This is a genomic window from Solitalea canadensis DSM 3403 (genome assembly GCF_000242635.2).
Classification (GTDB): Bacteria; Bacteroidota; Bacteroidia; order Sphingobacteriales; family Sphingobacteriaceae; genus Solitalea; species Solitalea canadensis.
Map to the genome: position 1 here is coordinate 2,766,790 of NC_017770.1, position 18,226 is coordinate 2,785,015.

Below are 18,226 nucleotides of genomic sequence, written 5' to 3' on the forward strand. Positions count from 1 at the left end.
TTCTTTATAAATTGTTTAGATTGTTCTAGTTGATTATCGATCTATTTTATACCTAAATCCGGCGTACATTCTCCTACCTTCAACCGGCCCCCAGATGTAGGAAGCATCAAAAAAGCCTGTATTCGGATTTGCTGAACCCACAATATAATTCTGTTGACGGAAATCAAGGAGATTTTCAGCACCCAGATAGAGCTCAAAATCTTTCCAATTACGCGTAAGCTGCAGATTTATGGTTGAATATGTTTTTGAATAGCTATTGTAATCACTAATCTCAGGTTGAAATACTTCATTTAGATAAGGCATTTTTTTGCTGCCAAACCATTGCCAGGTAAAATTGGCATTCCATTTACGATTGAACGACTCATAAAATAATGAAGCCACAGCACGATGCTTAGGCACAAATGGCTCTACAATTCGTTGACCATCCGTTTTACGAAATACATCAAGATATTTATATGCCACTTTCAACTCTACAGGTTTGAGAATGTAATAAGCAGCTTCTACTTGAATGTTGTTAGCATAGGATTTGCCATCCAAATTATTAAAAAACACCTTAGTTGGATCGGTATCATAATCAGGAATAATCTTGTTGGTGAACTGGGTTCTATACAAATCAACTCCTATACTTCCTTTTCTATAATCAATCTCAAATTTTCTATTGATGTTGAAACCATAATTAAGTGCTTTTTCAAACTTTAAAGGTCCCTGTATTACAATTTCCCGGTTACTAACTTTAATATTAGCGTTTTCAGCCAAAACATTTGCTGTTTTAAAACCTGTTCCAATTGAAAAACGCATGTCTGTGTTTTTATCAACTGACCATTTCACATTTCCCCTTGGAGTAAAAACAAGTTCTCCATTTGCCCAATCAGCACGTCCTCCAATTACTATTGACAATGGACGACTGCCCTCTCCTGAGAAGGTGTTTTCCACAAAAACACCGGGCATAGTCAAATCATTGTTCAACTGCAAATTGCCAAATTGTTCATTGATCTTATCCAGGCGATAACTAGCTCCCATATTAAGGGAATTTAGCCTGCCAATTGTCTGATTATAGATTAAGCGAAGGTTTATGCTTTGTTGATGTCCATTATTTGAACGTAGGCCATAAAAACCACTTAAATCATGTAAAACATAAGAGTATTGCAACCCCAGACTTTTATAACTACCGGAAGGAACTATAAAACCTGTACGGCCATAAAACTCAAACCTGTTAGTTTTTAATTGCTGTCCGTAAATTGAAGGATCGAATTGAGTATTATCGTTATAAAAATGCGATTGACCACCTTCTCTGTTTTCATTCAAATACTTTATAGAATTTTGAGAAAACCAGCCACTCCCTGATTCATATTTCCATTTACTCAACACATTAATATTTTGCAACATGGGCATGTCAAGAAATGAGTCATCGTTCTGATCCATCTTCAACTTAAACCGATCGATATGAAACGAAAATAAGGTACTCAGGTCCTTACTAAGTTTAAATGTTTTGTCAACATTTAATTCGGCACGGGCATAACCATCCAAATACCCATTAACAAACAGTTTATCTGCACGCATCGGATCCTTTAACTCCACATTGATCATTCCACTAATCGACTCCGGACCAAATACAACTGAACCCGGCCCTTTAACAATATGGATTTGATCAATTTGAGTACCCGGAATGCCATATATGCCATATGTAGTACCCAAACCGGTAATAACAGGGGCGTTTTCAGTCAATATTTGGGTATAAGCACCAGCCAAGCCAAGAACCTGTAATTCTTTGCTTCCGGTAACGCCATCCCTATAGGTAACATCCACTGTTGTATTAGTTTGAAAGCTTTCTCCCAAATTACAACAAGCTGCTTTTTTAAGTTCCTTCGATGTGAGTATTTCTGTTTTACGAGGCTGTACAGAAACCATGGTAGATTCCCGTTGCTGTGCAAACACTACTTCGTCAAGTTGTTTTCCGTTAGATTTTAATACAATCTTAAGGTGTTTATGATGATTCACAAGGATTGTGTCCGTTTTCAAACCAACAAATGAAACAATTAACCGACGATCAGTTACACCCTGTGAATTAATTGCAAATTCACCTTTGGCATTTGAGATTACCCCTATGGAGGTATTTATCCATGATATGCTTGCTCCCTCGAGCAATACTTCTTTATTACTGGTATTGAGTTCAAAAACGGTACCCGTTATCTGCTGGGCACGCGCCTTAAACCCAACTAAAAATGATAGTGTTAAGACTATTACTAATTGGCGTTTCATTAAAATAAAATCTGTTAGACAATACGATCCTGGGTGAATACGAATAACGTTTCACCAAAAAAGTCAACAGGGATTAATCAAATAAGAAATGTTTGGGTAAGGAGAATAATGGGGCAATTTCGAGGCGGTGAGCCCTTAAAGTTAACGGTAATCGGGTTATGAAGATCTGTTAACTTATTCTGAAAAGTAATATGATAGGCAAACAAAAATAATTCAACAGGAAACAATTTTGCCTGTTGAATCTTTGCTATTGAAAGAAAATCATCTTTAATTTTGATCGTTTCAACCTTGTTATGGCAACAATCGCTTTGAGTTTCATTGATTGAATCGTCATCGTCACAACAGCTATCTGCCGCAACCATTACACTCGCACTCTGTAATTCATTGCCACAATAATGAGCGTACACACTCAATCCTACTACATTTAGTAGAAAGAAAATGCTCATTACTATAGCGGTGATTTTTTTCATTTGTGACAAAACTAAAAAAATAAAATCAGGAAGGAGAAAAGTAAGCATTTAGTTACCTGATTGTTTAAAATTAAGCAGAGTAATAAACTCTGCTTAATTTCAGGAAAGTACTGCTTCCCTGTATTTCTCAATATCAAGGATTAATTCATCAATCTGACTTTCAGTTACATTTGGCATACAAATGATATGTGAAAGTCCTCTTTCTGATGCTAACTGCCATTTTTTACGAACTATTTCGTGGGGCTGCGGAAACACAACTGTTATAGCGTTTTGATTTCTCCATGCATCTAAACCGATTGATTTTAAGCGGTTTTCTGCATAAGCTGCTACCGACAGACTGTGATCAACACGTTTCTTAAAGCCTTCTAACCCTAGTGTTTTAATAGCATACCATAAAAACAGCGGGCTATGGCCATTTCTTGAACCGGTAATGGTTGTGTCTAAACTGCCAATATAGGCCACTGAACGGCCAATACGGTCACGGTGCGACTTCTTTACTAACAATACTCCTGAAGGGATTGGAGAACCTATAAACTTATGTCCGCTTATGGCAATACTATCTGCACCATCAGCAAAATCAAAAGCAGGTCGCGGATTCAGGAAAGGACTCATGGTTCCAGACAAGGCACCATCGCAATGAATGTAATAGTTTTGAATAGCTGCGTCATTCAGTATCGCTTTTATCTTCGTGATATCGTCTTTTGCTTCTGTCATTGTTGTACCGATGTTAGCCATAATAATTACAGGCATATGTCGGTTCATTCGAATGGTATTGCTTAAATCTTCATAATCAATTTCACCGTTTTTCTGTGCCCTGATAACAATGTTAGGCATATCAAGCAAATGAAGATTTTTATGAACACTATAATGGGTAGCTGCCGAGTAATAAACCATTCCTTTGGGATGAAGCTCACGTGCCATGTATAAACCATACATATTACCTTCAGAACCTCCATTGGTTACATACCCCCACCAGTCGTTCTTCTGCGCACGAAATACTTCTGCAAAGAACTCCAATACTTCACGCTCCATCTCTCTCGAATCCACCGAATAGGTGCAATCAGCAAATGGGTCTCCTATATTGTTTACCGGATATTTCAACAACTCAAACAATTCTGAGTAATCGAAATCCTTTGAAACAGGATACCCTAGAGAGTTTTGAGAGTTTTCTTTGATCTTTTGACGCAATGCTTCCAGCTTATGCTGGTCTTCAGCATTTAATTTATTCATACTACGGATTGATTGGTCTGCAAAGATGGGAAATCAATGGGAATTATGGAGAAGATTTCGTGTTGTTTTTCGGAAAATGAACACCCTTAACCCCTAAAGGGGAACTCTCATTGTATGAGAATTTCTACTTGAGAGGCTTAGCTATTGACAGTATTAATAATAGTGGAGGATAATTATCGAACACCCCAACCCCAATGTGTTAGATGGGTTCCCTTTAGGGGCAGGGGTCTATACAAGTAATAATTCCCCTTTAGGGGTTAGGGGTAAAAAATCAACGCATAATGAAAAACGCCTTTGCATTAAATCGTTTTATTCCTACCAGTTCATCATAACGCTTACCCACCGGACGGAAGTAGACATATATAGTGTAAGCATTATCCGTTTCGAAATGACAACCTTCAACCGGACAAACATCTGCTACAGATTGGCCTTTAGGTACAAATGCATAACAAAAGTCATAATAGCCTTGCTTGAATAATTGTTGTGTTTCCAATCGTTGAGTTACTTCATTAAAGGCAAGCTTATAGTCGTCTTTTATCTGGTAATCGGTAAGTTTACCAAACAAATAATAATCACCCACAGTAGTTGGTGGGGTATCTTTTAATGCGAAATGAGTTCTGGTATAGTCGGCGTCAACTTCAGCATCACCACCTCCATCCTGATTTCGGATGGCGTATCCACCGTTTAAATCAACTATTGTAGAATATGCAGTAGCACTGTAATTATCATCAGGGAATAAATATACATCCGTTTGTTTTTTCTCCTTTACAATGTCTTGGATACGCTGCGAGAAGAAACGTAAACTGCGTGTATCAAAATTCCTGAACTCACTTCCTCCTAAAAATGTACCCGAATCCATGTCATTATAAACCAACTCGTTATTGCGTATAAATGTGGGTTTCATATTATTCATGGCATTATCAGGACGATCGTTTTGTGTAAGAACCGTTTTTATCTCAGACATTGGATTAGAAACATTCAATGCAGGATGCTGAATGGTAAAGTTAACTTTCTGCGTTTGTGAGCGGTCTTTTATTACGGTTCCCCGTTTAACTTCCGTAAGAATATTTACGGACTGCCTGAGCACATAAAAACGACGAGTTAACACCAGGTCCATCGGGTCGTTATTCAAGTACACTTTTAGCAAATAATTACCAGAAATGGTAGGTTTCATGGTGCTTGTCGGAAAAGCAAGCGTGTAATGAGTATACTGCTGAATCGTATTAAATGAATATTTATATTGAATTATACGATCTTCTGTATAACCATCTAAATAATCTATAGTCGACAGGTTACTTGGTTTCCAATCGGCTGTACAATGTTCAATCGTATAAAAATAATCCTGAGTACTTCCGTTAAGATCGTCAAACTGCAACACTAATTCCTCTGCACTCGCCAAAGAGAACACGGGAATGGTGGCATAATCCTGATTGGTAATATTTTCAAACTGAACGGTTTTAATGTTAGGTCTGTATACCCAATCCTGATATTTTAGCTTTGAATCTTGTGCTCTTGCAGTTGAATTCAGAAAAAGAAAACAGATGGCAAACAGGTATAGAAGTTTAATTTTCATTAAGTGCGAAATTTTGCTCTAACCTAACAAAAAAAACCGTTATCTGCAGATAACGGTTTAAACGGTTTTGGTAATTGTAGTTATTTTTCCAGGATAGACACTCCGTTTTTCACGGTCATTTCGGTTTGCGATTTTAGTTTGGTTATATCGTTAAGCTTATTCTCTTTCATGTAATACCAATTGATCTTTGTTTCCTTCTTGGTAAAGTTCATGATCACAAATCCATGATCATTAAAATTGGCTGTTTTGATATGCGGATTTACAGCTTTATTTAAACATTTGGCTTCAGCACTACTCCCTGCATTACTATCTTGATCGATTAAATTAGATGCCGAAATTGAAGGAATTGCAACTTCCACAATAGCTGCAAGTCTTCCATTCTGAGGATCATAACTGCTTGCTGCATCAGCAACCTCCGCTCCTAATGAATTATGAAAACCACCGGTTACCATGACAATATTTTTAAGGCTGAATGACCGGATAAAGCCAAGCAGACTTTCTTTATCTTTTAGGTGATTATCCCACACATCGTAAGTCTTATTTGTAATTGGTTCGAAATCAGCATTTATTGTAGACATGAGATTTCGGTTAACAAGAATTTTCCAGTTAGCTGTTGAATAATTTAATTGATTGGTTAACCATTCACGATGAGGCTGTTCAAGAAATACAGCATCCTGTTCCAGTAGTGCATTAGTGCTAGCAATAAGTCCTGTATTTTGCGTGGTTTGAGTTTCTATCATCAGCATCTCGAGCATCTTACCATAAGATAATTTCCGTTGAAATTCACCTTTTGCCACTCTTACTGGCAACCACTCTACAAAAGCCTGCTCTGCTGCTTTGTTATTATCATTCCATTTTTCAGAAATAACTTCCTGTTTTTGCTTTTCCCAAACCACGATGAACGGATGAGATGCGTGTGCTTTCATCAAGTCCTTATCAAGGTGGTACTGAGCATAGCGATTTCGGTAATCCTGAAGCGTTTCCGTTTTTATTTTGGGTATGTGAGCTCGTATTTCGGTTGTGCCCGCATCTTCATCAATATAACCCGACACCACCACCACTGCATTCAAATCTTTCATTTCTGCAATTCGACCATAAGCATTAAAATACCCCGTAGTGTAGTTGTTTCCATCAGCAAATGCCAGTTTTACAGGCAATTCATCAATGGCGCCATAAGCCGTTCGAGTGGCACCAGTTAAAGATTTCTTTCCAAATGCTTCAAACTGATAGTAGTAGGTAGTATTAGGTTTTAAGCCCATTACATCAACTTTAACGGTAAAATCTTTAGTTTCATCGGTTGCAATATCACCATTACGTACAATGTCCGTAAAAGTGGTATCCGTAGCAACTTTCCAACTAACTGAAAAAGCTAATTTCCATTCACTGTTTGAAGCTTCTCTTTTGGGGGGCGTTACACGAGTCCAGATAACTACCCGATCGCTTAAAGGATCTCCTGAAGCCACTCCATGATAAAAAGGGGCAAGCTTATCATCAAGTGAAAATCCCAAAGATTTTAGATCTTCAACATAAGTTAAATAACCACCTGATTGACAAAAAGATGTATTTATTGAAAAAGTAAGGAGCGTAATTAGTATAAATAGCGTAAATCTTTGTTTCATACGAGAGTAAGTTGCTTTAGTTGATGTTACAAACTTCTAACTCGCATATTAAATCCAGTTACTTAATAGTTTATTATTTTATTAGCTTTTCGTTAAATCAGCGTCAATTGCTAAGTATTTTGTATATTCAATAACATACAGAATAAACATTTATGGCTCTATTTCATCTCAATAACTACCTTTCAAATTATTATCCTGTAAGTGTAGAAGCACGAAACGCCATTTTGAAGATTGCTGAGTTTAAGGAATGTCCACCCAAGACTATGCTCTTACAAGAAGGCCAGGTTCAAAAGTATCTTTATTATTTGAACAAAGGATTGGCCAGGGGTTATTACCACATGGCCGACAAAGAAATTACCTTATGGATTTGTTATGAGCCGGATACACTCGGCAATTCTGATAGTTTTTTTAACCAAGTTCCTTCGGATGTGGGCATAGAAACGATAGAAGCTTGCCAATTATTGATAGTACCTCGTGAGCCATGGCATGAGCTGTATGACAAATACCCCGAAATTGAGCGGGTAAGCCGTCTGGTTAGTCAATCAAACGTTCAGAAACTTTATCGTCGGATCAAAATATTGCATTATTCGTCGCCTGAAGAAAAATATCGCTACCTTATTGAAAATGAACCTCAGATAATACAGCGGACGCCTTTAAAATTTATTGCTTCTTATCTTAATATTACCCCCGAAACGCTGAGTCGCATTAGAGCTAAAATCTTCTAATCAAACAATAACTTGATTATAATCAATTTTTGTTTGCAGATTTGTTGCGATTTTTGCAGCTGAAAGGAGACCTGAGGATGAAGCACTTAAGAAGATTTCTCAACAATTATTCAGCATTGTTGCTTTGTATAATAATCATGTTATTTATTGGTTATAAAATGGCCACCAACGTTCGGTCGCTAAAACAATTAGGAAGTACCGTTACTGCTGTTATCAAGTAATTTGTATAGTAAAACACGAACTGTATTCTATAGCTGAGGTTTAATTAATCCTAAGAAATCAGGATTTTTTTATACTAAAACAGGGAACATCAAAATAATGTTCCCTGTTTTTTATAGTGGATAAGGACTTATTAAGCCTCTAATTCCATGATTTTTTCAGCAAGACTCTCCCATTCTTGTTGGGTTTTCTCAAGCTTTGATTTTATGGCTAAATAAGCATCATTTACCTCTTTAAGCTTTGATGCATTCGAAAACACTTCTTCTTTAGCCATTTCACCTTCATAGTTTTTCTGCTGATTTTCCAGATCGACTACTGCAGACTCAAGCCTATCCAACTCTTGATTGAGTTTTTTCAGCTCTTTTGATTTCTCTTTATTTTCTGAACGATTATCCTGCTTCATAATTTTAGGCTGCTCAACTACCTTCTTCGGTTCTTGAGCAACTTTACTTAATTCTTTCTGACGTTTCTCGTACCATTCATCGTATTCATGGTAGGAACCAGGATAATCCTTGATCTCTTTATTCTCAATGAACCAAATTTTATTGGCCACATTTTCAATTAAATAACGATCGTGAGAAACCAAAATAAATGTTCCTTCATACTGCTGTAAAGCCTGAATAAGAATATTAACCGATTGAATATCCAAGTGGTTGGTAGGCTCATCCAGAATCAGGAAGTTGGCGTCAGATGTTAACACCTTAGCTAATGCAACACGCGATTTTTCACCTCCGGATAATACTTTGATTTTCTTAAATACATCATCTCCGGTAAATAAGAAACATCCCAACAATGAGCGTAATTCAGTATCTGTACGTGTGGGAGCAAATGACTGAAGCTCTTCTAAAATGGTATTATCCAGATGTAGTGATTCTAACTGGTGCTGTGCAAAGAACGATTGTAATACATTATGTCCTTTATTCACCTCACCACTGGTAACATCCGAATTAGCAACAATGCGTAACAACGTCGACTTACCCTTACCGTTGGCACCAATTAGGGCAATTTTATCACCCTTTTCAATATCACCATCGGTATTTTTCAATAACTGTAAACCAGGATATTCTTTGGAGATATCACGTAATTGTACAACGCTACGACCAGATGGACGAGAAAATGAGAAACGGAATGATACGGAAGGATTATCATCATCCACATCCGAAACCCGTTCCATTTTCTCCAAAGCCTTAATACGCGATTGCGCCATTTTAGCTTTAGAAGCTTTTGCACGGAAACGTTCAATCAAACGTTCTTCTTCTTTGATCTTCTGTTGTTGGTTTTTAAACTGACCACGTTGAATTTCTTCACGCAAAGCCTTTTCTTCTATATAGAAGCTATAATTACCAGCATATTGAATTAATTGTCCACCTTTAGACTCCACAATTTTCTGAACAGTACGATCAAGGAAATAGCGATCGTGGGAAACAATAATATAGGCACCTTCAAAACTATTTAAGTAACCTTCCAGCCACTTAATTGATGGTAAGTCCAAGTGGTTGGTAGGCTCATCCAGCAATAAAAGGTCAGGTTTTTGAAGAAGAATCTTTGCCAACATCACACGCATGCGCCATCCACCAGAAAACTCTTTTAACGGACGCTTCGAATCTTCGGCACTAAATCCAAGACCTGCTAAAATTTGCTCAGCCTTATACTGGATATTATAACCATCTAAAGCCTCAAACTCATGCTGCTTATCACTTAATTTATGGAGTAAATCATCCGAATAATCTATTTCAAGTTTCTTTAGCAATGCTTCAATTTCATCATGCAGCTGATTTTGGCGTTCAAATGCCTCCATTGCCACGTGCAAAATGCTGAAATCAGATTGAACAGATAAAAGATCCTGGTTTAAATAACCGATCTTTAAATCTTTTGATTTTGAAATAATACCTTTTGTCGGTGTATAATCACCTACCAGCAACTTCAATAAAGTTGTTTTACCCGTTCCGTTGGCCCCAATCAGTCCGATTTTCTCTCCAGGTTTAATATGCCAATTAGCTTCGTCATATAAAGCTCTGGATCCAAATTCAAACGTAATGTCATTTAATGCAATCATCGGCGCAAAGATAACTCAATCCAATTTGAAAATCAGGATTTTTGCAAGTATCAAGCTGAAAAACTTTCATTTACAGTAAATCACCTGAGTCAAATTCAGTAAAAATTAAGCCTTCTCACCATTTTTAATCATTTTATCTATCCGTCAATCCTTTTATCTTTGTCGCATGTATAATCTCATCAAGCCACTTTTTTTCAAATACGATCCCGAAGTAATTCATCACAAAGTATTTAATTGGATTAAAAACGTTCAGGCAATTCCAGGTGCCAAGCAAATGATCAAGGCCACCTATTGTTTAGAAGATAACAGGTTAGCGCGTGAAGTTTTTGGTATTAAATTCAAAAATCCGGTAGGATTGGCCGCTGGCTTTGACAAGGATGCCAAACTTTTTGACGAGTTGGGCAATTTAGGATTTGGATTCATTGAAGTTGGAACAATAACACCGGTTGGACAGCCTGGTAATGACAAACCCAGAATGTTTCGACTGGTTGACGATGAAGCGTTAATTAACCGTATGGGTTTTAACAATGAAGGTGTTGATGAGATGGTAAAGCGACTGAAAAATCGTAAGGATCACTCATTAATTATCGGTGGCAATATTGGTAAAAACAAAGTAACACCCAATGATGTTGCAGACGAAGATTTTGTGATTTGTTTTGAAAAGTTGTTTGATGTGGTTGATTATTTTGTGGTAAATGTTAGCTCTCCCAATACTCCAGGGCTGCGCGATTTACAAGACAAAGAACCTCTAAAAAAGCTTTTATTCCGCTTACAGACATTAAACGAAACCAAACCAAAATCGAAACCTATTTTGTTAAAAATAGCTCCTGACTTAACTAACGAGCAGCTGGATGACATTATAGAAATTGTTCTTGAAACTAAGATTGCAGGAGTAATTGCAACGAATACCACTATTTCCAGAGAGGGGTTAAAGTCAAATCCTGACTTGGTTAATCAAATGGGAGGTTTAAGTGGTAAACCTGTAAAAGACCGTTCAACGGAAGTTATCCGTTATTTATCACAAAAATCAAATAAAGCTTTTCCGATTATTGGCGTGGGCGGGATTCACTCAGGTGATGATGCAATTGAAAAATTGAATGCAGGAGCTTCTCTTGTTCAGATATACACCGGATTTATTTATAAAGGCCCGGGATTAGTAAAAGAAATCAATAAAAAGATTCTTGAAAAAGGATTATAACGCTTAAGATAACTTATCAAAAAGCTTTAGTTCAAGCAAGACTAAAGCTTTTTTTATGGATATTAGAACTGATGTATATCTACTAAGGCTATTCTCCTCCAGAGATTTAAATAATTTAAGCGTAATAATTTTTGAGTATACAATTCAATCTCTCAACTTTTCCGACAATGAGTTATCCACCCACCCAAAACAAAAAATCCTGACCAATAATGATCAGGATTTAAAATATCTTTTATAAGAAAAGAATTACTTTGCTGCTTTTTCTAATTCAGCAATGATGTTTCTGTTTTTAACAACTTGGCTAGTAGCCTTTTCTTTTGAACGGCTACCTAACTCTAGGTTAGTAGCTAATTTCAAATGTTGAACTTCTAAACGTGAAACAGTTTTATTTTTTCTGTCTTTTCTTTTTAATCTTGTAACTGCCATGATTTCCCTGAACTTTATTGTTAATAGTTTATATACCTCTGTTAATCGTATTATAGCATGGTTTACTTCTATTAACATTAACCATTTTCGATTAACAAGTTGAGGTCGAGAGCGGATTCGAACCGCTGTACGAGGTTTTGCAGACCTCTGCCTAAGCCTCTCGGCCACTCGACCTTATTTCAACGAGGTTGCAAATTTAAGAATTAAAATTTGTTACACAACACATCTTTTTAAAATATTTTTTGCTACACTGATAATCAAGTCATTTAGTTTTTAAAACCTAAAGTTAACTATCAATTATTCCCTTCTACGCATTTCTGAACAGAATATAGCCGTTGCAATCCCAACGTTCAATGATTCCGCTTTGCCATATCCGGGTATCGACAATGGATACGATATAAATTTCCGCAATTTTTCTGAAATTCCTTTTGATTCATTTCCCATCAAAATAATTCCGGGCTGATTAAACGCTGCTTTGTAAAGGTTCTCCCCTTCTAACAATGCTCCGTATACCGGCGCTTTGATGGTATTCAACACTTTCTCAAGGTCTGTGCTTATCATATTGATCCGAAAGATAGAACCCATGGTCGATTGAACTACTTTCGGGTTATACACCTCCACAGAATTTAAGGAGGTTATTAGCGTTTTAATACCAAACCAGTCGGCAATACGAATAATGGTTCCCATATTGCCCGGATCCTGTACATCATCAAGCATAATAGACCAATGAGTAGTTAGACTCTCATTAAATTGCTGATTATCAATATTATTAATAGGCGTTTGCACTAAAGCAAATACTTCATTTGGCGTATGAAGGCAACTTATTTTTTGCAATTCACTTTCAGATACCTCATGAATAGCAGCTTTTTCAATATTCGGATTTATATTTGTGATGTTTTTTAGATAATTTTCAGTCGAAAATATTGAGTGGACTTTAAAAGAAGATTCCAGTAATTCATTCACCATTTTAACACCTTCTACAATGAACAAACCGTGCTCTTCACGGTATTTCTTATTGTGGAGAGATTTAACAAAACTTATTTGTGATTTTGAAATCATTTACATCGAGAATTTTAAACAAAACTATACTTATATTTTTAATCCCAATAATATTGTTGGGATCCTGCAAACCGAGTCGATACCTAAAACCTACTGAATCTCTAATAGATAAAGTTGAGGTTAAAGGAGTTGACAAAAAACTGGAAGAAGATGCCAAATCATTTATTCCTAAAGCTAACGCTAAATTTTTAGGCCAAAAATTTGGGTTAGGAATGTATAACACCTTCAACACTAAAAAAGGTGCTTACAAAGCAAAACCAAAAAAAATTGGGGAAGCACCTGCCATTTTTGATAGTACAAAAGCCTATTCGGCAATGCAGAAAATGAGTCGTTTTTTGCTGAATAAAGGTTATTTTAATAACAAAGTGCACTTACGGATAGATTCGATAGGCAAGAAAAAAATCAAATTAACCTACGAAGCATTTCAAGGACCGGTATATACCATTCGTAATTACAGCTTCAATATACTCGACACTGCTCTACTTCATTTATACACTAAGAATTACAAAAAGCCAATTGATTCAGGTAAAAACTATGATTATTATTTGCTTGAACGCGAGGTATCAGTAGCCAACAACCTTTTTAAGATGAATGGATACAAAGATTTCGAAAAATCTTATATCCGATATAAAGCTGATACGCTTATTAATGACTCTGTAAGAAAGAGCGGTGGAAAAGCTAGTCACCAAGTCGATATCATCACCATTATTAATAATCCAAAAGGCAAAGATCATCATCAGGCATTTACGATGAATGATACTTATGTAACAATTACCCCGGGTGTAAAAAGAAGGGAAATTGAACCGGACACTATTAGAAAAAATGACATTTATTTTTTAGATAAAGAAGGCCGTTTTAAACCTCATCGTTTTTCTGACTTGATCTTCTTCAAAAAAGGTGCACTTTTTAACAATGATGATTATCTGAAAACCTATACCAGGTTGGGTGATCTCAATCTTTTTAAATTTATCAATTTTGATTTTAGGAACGTTGAGGGCGATAGCTCCAAATTAAACACCTACATTGAACTAATCCCTTCCAAACGCAGAAGTGCAGCCGTTAATGGAGAGTTTACACTAAGCGGAAGTTATTTAGGAACTAACGCCGGAGTAACTTATATGAACAAAAACTTTTTTGGAGGAGGTGAGATTTTTGAATTTAAGCTTAAAGGAGGTCTTGAATTTCAACCGACGAACTTTAATGGTTTGGAACAACCCCGAATTAGAGAAAAGACAGTTGAAACAAGTGTAAGTATTTTATTTCCACGATTACTTTCTCCATTCAACTTTAATTTAAGCAGATACTCCTTACCTAAAACACGGATCACATTAGGTTATAACTATGAAGGCCGTCAACAATTCTCAACCGGAAACATTTTTACAAGCTTAAGTTATGAATGGAAAGAAAATATTAAAAAATCGCATTATTTAACACCAGTAACCATATCACTTGTAAACTCACATATAGATTCTGCACTTGCTGAACAATATATTTTATCAGGCAACCTATCTGCATTAAGCCGTTATGAACCCTATTTTGCATTAGGATCTCAATACACTTATTTATTAAATGATTATAAAATAAGATTTGGGGGAAGTTTCGTTTATTTTAAAGGAAATATTGATGTTGCAGGCAATCTTCTTTACTTAACTTATAAACTGGCTGGAGCCAAAATAAATACGGACGGTTATTATACAACTTTCAACAGACCATTTTATCAATATGCTAAACCTGATTTAGAAATCAGGTATTATAAATTGCTTAATAGAAATCAGTTCATTGCCCGATTTAATATTGGGGCTGGGTTTGCCTACGGAAACTCATCAGCAATGCCCTATTCTAAACTTTATGGTACAGGAGGGGCGAACTCATTACGCGCTTGGAGAGCCAGACAAGTTGGTCCTGGAGCATTTCCAAGAAATGACCTCAAACCTACGGGAGCTGATAGTGTTCGTTTGAACCTGGAACAATTGGGAGAAATGAAAATTGAAGCGAATCTTGAGTATCGTTTTAATATTACCAACAATTTTTTCGGATTTAAATTAAATGGTGCCACATTTTTAGATGCTGGTAATGTGTGGAATATTTCTGATTTTGAAGGAATTTACCCGAAAGGTCAATTTGAGTTTAATAACTTTTACAAGGAACTCGCAATTGGCACCGGACTTGGCGTCCGTTTAGATCTCAGTTTCCTCATTCTACGTCTGGATGCCGGCTTAAAACTCCACGATCCCCAATTTGAGAGTGATCGATGGGTTATTAAACACTTATGGGATAAAGATTTTAAAAACCAATACCCGAGTTTCAGGTTTATGAATTACTCAATTGGTATTGGGTACCCGTTTTAGGGGTTGGGAGTCTTGAGTTCTGAGTCGGGAGTCTTGAGTTCTGAGTCCATAGTTGATAGACTATAGTCCATAGCCAATAACTAATCGTTTATGATCCTATAATAAAGCTTTTTTTGAAAATTATTAAAAGTGATTTAATCAAATGCTTGAATTCAATACTCAGGACTTAGTACTCTCGACTATGATCTATGAACTATGATCTATGAACTAATCAAAACAACCCCTGCGCCCAATTTCCTATTATCTCAAAATAACTTCCTACGCTTAAGCCGGTGTTAAATAGGAAAAATGCCAGAACAATTCCTATGAATAGGAAAATCAACTTTTTAACGAAGTAGCCGATAATGAAAAACGCAACAGGGATTATTAACAATAATGCGATTGGAATTTTGATAGGCCAGTAAGATTCGCCTGTTTTTAGCAAATAGTATAACCTAACAGAAATAAGCGAGTTGGCTTCTGGATGAAAATATACAAATGTTGAGCCTGAAAAATTTTGTTTTACAATGGCCTCGCCCTTGTTAAATTTTAATGGAACATCTAATCCGTTCATTGAAAATGGATAGGCTCCGACAATTTTTTCGTCTGTTACATCACTACTTGCATCTGTTGCAACAATCTTTAAATTATTTTCATGTGACACCAGTTTAAAATCAGTTATGCTTTTTTTCTGATTTGACTGACCAAAAGCTTTCTGATTGAATGCAAGCAGCACTGCGAAAACTATAAATAGGAATGCTATTCTCATTCAAGCGATTTTTTATTGTACAATATATAACCCAAATGTAAAAGAACTCCCCATCTTTTCTGTGGATCGTCATAATAATTTACGCTCAAGCCAATGGGGCCAACAATGCTCCTGTATACTGCTCCAGCGGTGGCTGCAAGTCTGAAATATTGATTAGGTTCGGTAACAGCTGCCTGTTGATTGAAACCCTCTTGTAATTGATCGAAAGGAATAAAGCCATACCCCTCAACTCTGAAATCAAGATTTCTCTTAAAGGTGTAAACACTCCTCAATCCCACATTAATGAAATTATAAGCTCTGAAATTCGCCAAGAATAAAGAGCGTGAATCTTGTAATGGATACGCTGCCGGTTGCTCAACCAACGATGCTTTATAAGTGGCTAATGTGGGCTGATTAGAAATTAACGCCTCTGCTGCATATCCAAATGAGTAGTTTTTACTTATTGAAAAATACCGATCTGAAGTCACTCGAAAAGCAAGCCATTCACGACGTTCACCGTTTAAAGCCGGAACTATTGAAACCGATCCCGGATCATAATCTTCATTCCCATTGATGTAACTTAGTGACAATAATGTTAAGGAACCACTGCTAGCGTATTGCTTTCGGTTTAGGGTGTTTCTTTCAAGAATAAATGAAATTTTTTGTCCATTAAAAACAGTTTGATCCAATACATCAGACGCATTAAAATCATTGTATGGACTATATTTATCAAAGTTTCGAAAAAAACCGCCTTCAAACACTAATCGGGTATTCCCTTTGTAAGGAAATCCGAAACGCAGAGCAAGTAACTTATCCGATTGATTTAGCGGAACTGCATTCTTATTCTCGACAAAAATTTCTGAGTTTCTAAAATAGTCCCAATGGTTATAGGTATAATTTATCTCAATAAATGTTGGTGTTTTTGCACCAATATCAATTCGTGAACCTAAATTCATGGATTCATAAAAACGACCTGAATAAAAATTTGTGCAAAAAGTGTAGGATTCACGATTGACGAAATTGTACTGTAACCCAAGAAAAAAATTACTAATCGGCCTGGACGAAAGGTTCCCTCCAAGGTCTATTTTAAAGTTCCTATCGGGCTTAACATTTAAATCGAAGTTGTATGTTTTTTTAAGAGAGTCATTTTCAATACGAGGATAAACCGTTTCAAAATTATCATCAGCCATGAGTTTATAATATCCCTTCTTCAACTGCAACATATCTATTGCCCCAGATCGTTTTCCTAACACATCCTCAATGTAAGCCCTTTGTTTGCTGTTTGCTCCGGTTATCCTAACTTCTCTGATCGAATCTATTTTATTCTTCCGGATAAAGGCCAATCGTTTTGAATCCAACTCTTCAGGAACAGACCGTCCTTTAATGCGAGCTTTTATAGAATCCATGTTTTTCATTGCCGCTTCATAACCTCGCTTAATTAATGCCTCTACAGGCTCAAAATTGGTTACGCTAAAACCCTTTAAATCAGGCTGAACATATATACCATTCTTTCCTAATTTTGTGGAGTCGGATTTTGAAAGAAACAGAAAAACTGCAAATCTCGACATCAAACGTTCATCAATTTCTTTGGGGTAATCATTATAGATCTTAGAGGAGACATTACAACCGATCATTATGTCCGGATCAAAATCATCCTTCATTACATCGGCTGGAAAATTATTATAAACACCACCATCAAACACGTATTTATCGTTAATCTTTATTGGACGATATACAAAAGGAACCGTCATGGTTCCCCGTACAGCATCAGAAAGATTACCCTTGCTTAAATAGATAGGTTCCTGAGAAAACACATCAGAAACTACACAACGAAAAGGCACAAATAAACTGTCAAAATTATAGTTAGCACTTGCTGATGCTTGTGACAATAACTCGAGCAGGGCAAAATTTAATGGGATATCATTGATCAGGTTGGAACGAAGCTTAAATTGAAAAGAAGAATCAACCGCGATTCGCGCAGTAACAAAGGACGGATTATCGGGCTTATTTTTGTAGAAGAGTTTATAATCGCTTTTAAAACGACCGTTTACCCAATCCTGAAAATCTGCACTGGTTGCAATATATTCTATTTGTGAAGGAGAGTAACCTGCCGCATACATTGAAGCAACAATTCCTCCCATTGATGTTCCAGCTATATAATCGATCGGTATGTTATTCTCCTCTAACGCTTTTAACAAGCCTATATGAGCTAATCCTTTTGCTCCACCTCCACTTAAAACTACTCCAACTTTTTGGGCAACAACGGACGAGCTTAGAAACAATAAAATAAATAAAAGATAGTTCTTCATTAAAAAAA

Annotated in this window: 13 protein-coding genes and 1 tRNA gene; 3 read left to right on the forward strand and 11 right to left on the reverse strand. The window is 36.4% G+C overall.

Features of this window, described 5'->3' with window-relative positions; genetic code table 11:
• Positions 1 to 33 precede the first annotated feature (33 nt).
• From SOLCA_RS11490 to SOLCA_RS11510, 5 genes are all read right to left on the reverse strand, one after another.
• Positions 34 to 2,259, reverse strand: coding sequence for a TonB-dependent receptor (locus SOLCA_RS11490; protein WP_014680619.1), 2,226 nt, complete (start codon positions 2,257 to 2,259; stop codon positions 34 to 36).
• Between the two features lie 77 nt (positions 2,260 to 2,336).
• On the reverse strand, positions 2,337 to 2,729 hold the full coding sequence (locus SOLCA_RS11495) for an HYC_CC_PP family protein (protein WP_157604558.1): 393 nt from the start codon (positions 2,727 to 2,729) through the stop codon (positions 2,337 to 2,339).
• 99 nt (positions 2,730 to 2,828) lie between these two features.
• A complete protein-coding gene (locus tag SOLCA_RS11500; RefSeq protein WP_014680621.1) occupies positions 2,829 to 3,959 on the reverse strand; it encodes a histidine decarboxylase in 1,131 nt (376 codons plus the stop codon).
• A 271-nt stretch (positions 3,960 to 4,230) separates the two neighbouring features.
• Positions 4,231 to 5,532 carry a type IX secretion system plug protein gene (locus SOLCA_RS11505; RefSeq protein WP_014680622.1) on the reverse strand — a complete coding sequence of 434 codons (1,302 nt, stop codon included), beginning with the start codon at positions 5,530 to 5,532 and terminating at the stop codon, positions 4,231 to 4,233.
• A gap of 80 nt (positions 5,533 to 5,612) precedes the next feature.
• Complete coding sequence (locus SOLCA_RS11510) at positions 5,613 to 7,151, reverse strand: alkaline phosphatase D family protein (protein WP_014680623.1); 1,539 nt, start codon at positions 7,149 to 7,151, stop codon at positions 5,613 to 5,615.
• A gap of 152 nt (positions 7,152 to 7,303) precedes the next feature.
• Here SOLCA_RS11510 and SOLCA_RS11515 point away from each other — a divergent pair, with 152 nt between their 5' ends.
• Entirely contained in the window at positions 7,304 to 7,876 is a 573-nt protein-coding gene (locus SOLCA_RS11515; RefSeq protein ID WP_014680624.1) for a Crp/Fnr family transcriptional regulator, read from the forward strand.
• Positions 7,877 to 8,228: 352 nt separating this feature from the next.
• On the opposite strand, the gene SOLCA_RS11520 is transcribed toward SOLCA_RS11515, so the two are convergent.
• Positions 8,229 to 10,151: an ABC-F family ATP-binding cassette domain-containing protein gene (locus SOLCA_RS11520; protein ID WP_014680625.1), complete on the reverse strand. Its 1,923-nt coding sequence runs from the start codon at positions 10,149 to 10,151 to the stop codon at positions 8,229 to 8,231.
• 166 nt (positions 10,152 to 10,317) lie between these two features.
• Between SOLCA_RS11520 and SOLCA_RS11525 the strand changes: the two genes are divergently transcribed.
• Complete coding sequence (locus SOLCA_RS11525) at positions 10,318 to 11,349, forward strand: quinone-dependent dihydroorotate dehydrogenase (protein WP_014680626.1); 1,032 nt, start codon at positions 10,318 to 10,320, stop codon at positions 11,347 to 11,349.
• A 246-nt stretch (positions 11,350 to 11,595) separates the two neighbouring features.
• Here the strand turns inward: SOLCA_RS11525 and SOLCA_RS11530 are convergent, their stop codons facing one another.
• The 3 genes from SOLCA_RS11530 to SOLCA_RS11540 form a co-directional block, all read right to left on the reverse strand.
• The gene (locus SOLCA_RS11530) at positions 11,596 to 11,853 is read right to left on the reverse strand and encodes a hypothetical protein (protein WP_014680628.1); all 258 of its coding nucleotides are present in this window, start codon (positions 11,851 to 11,853) and stop codon (positions 11,596 to 11,598) included.
• 24 nt (positions 11,854 to 11,877) lie between these two features.
• A tRNA-Cys gene (locus SOLCA_RS11535) sits at positions 11,878 to 11,949 on the reverse strand.
• A gap of 123 nt (positions 11,950 to 12,072) precedes the next feature.
• A complete protein-coding gene (locus SOLCA_RS11540) occupies positions 12,073 to 12,834 on the reverse strand; it encodes a TrmH family RNA methyltransferase (RefSeq protein ID WP_014680629.1) in 762 nt (253 codons plus the stop codon).
• On the opposite strand from SOLCA_RS11540, the gene tamL reads away from it, so the two are divergent.
• Positions 12,819 to 15,182, forward strand: a complete 2,364-nt coding sequence (gene tamL, locus SOLCA_RS11545) for a translocation and assembly module lipoprotein TamL (protein ID WP_456154231.1) — start codon at positions 12,819 to 12,821, stop codon at positions 15,180 to 15,182. The genes SOLCA_RS11540 and tamL overlap by 16 nt on opposite strands.
• 211 nt (positions 15,183 to 15,393) lie before the next feature.
• Here tamL and SOLCA_RS11550 read toward each other — a convergent pair whose 3' ends face one another.
• A complete protein-coding gene (locus SOLCA_RS11550) occupies positions 15,394 to 15,930 on the reverse strand; it encodes a hypothetical protein (RefSeq protein ID WP_014680631.1) in 537 nt (178 codons plus the stop codon).
• Positions 15,927 to 18,218 (reverse strand): patatin-like phospholipase family protein, encoded by a 2,292-nt coding sequence (locus SOLCA_RS11555; protein WP_014680632.1) that lies wholly within the window; start codon positions 18,216 to 18,218, stop codon positions 15,927 to 15,929. The genes SOLCA_RS11550 and SOLCA_RS11555 overlap by 4 nt, the downstream gene beginning before the upstream one ends.
• Positions 18,219 to 18,226: the final 8 nt, after the last annotated feature.

Excerpts from the sequence above, each read along its gene's own strand:
- SOLCA_RS11515 (WP_014680624.1), top strand. The coding sequence starts at position 7,304 with ATGGCTCTATTTCATCTCAATAACTACCTTTCAAATTATTATCCTGTA.
- SOLCA_RS11520 (WP_014680625.1), bottom strand. The coding sequence starts at position 10,151 with ATGATTGCATTAAATGACATTACGTTTGAATTTGGATCCAGAGCTTTA.
- SOLCA_RS11510 (WP_014680623.1), bottom strand. The coding sequence starts at position 7,151 with ATGAAACAAAGATTTACGCTATTTATACTAATTACGCTCCTTACTTTT.
- SOLCA_RS11555 (WP_014680632.1), bottom strand. The coding sequence starts at position 18,218 with ATGAAGAACTATCTTTTATTTATTTTATTGTTTCTAAGCTCGTCCGTT.
- SOLCA_RS11500 (WP_014680621.1), bottom strand. The coding sequence starts at position 3,959 with ATGAATAAATTAAATGCTGAAGACCAGCATAAGCTGGAAGCATTGCGT.
- SOLCA_RS11540 (WP_014680629.1), bottom strand. The coding sequence starts at position 12,834 with ATGATTTCAAAATCACAAATAAGTTTTGTTAAATCTCTCCACAATAAG.
- SOLCA_RS11505 (WP_014680622.1), bottom strand. The coding sequence starts at position 5,532 with ATGAAAATTAAACTTCTATACCTGTTTGCCATCTGTTTTCTTTTTCTG.
- SOLCA_RS11530 (WP_014680628.1), bottom strand. The coding sequence starts at position 11,853 with ATGTTAATAGAAGTAAACCATGCTATAATACGATTAACAGAGGTATAT.
- SOLCA_RS11495 (WP_157604558.1), bottom strand. The coding sequence starts at position 2,729 with ATGAAAAAAATCACCGCTATAGTAATGAGCATTTTCTTTCTACTAAAT.
- SOLCA_RS11490 (WP_014680619.1), bottom strand. The coding sequence starts at position 2,259 with ATGAAACGCCAATTAGTAATAGTCTTAACACTATCATTTTTAGTTGGG.
- SOLCA_RS11525 (WP_014680626.1), top strand. The coding sequence starts at position 10,318 with ATGTATAATCTCATCAAGCCACTTTTTTTCAAATACGATCCCGAAGTA.
- SOLCA_RS11550 (WP_014680631.1), bottom strand. The coding sequence starts at position 15,930 with ATGAGAATAGCATTCCTATTTATAGTTTTCGCAGTGCTGCTTGCATTC.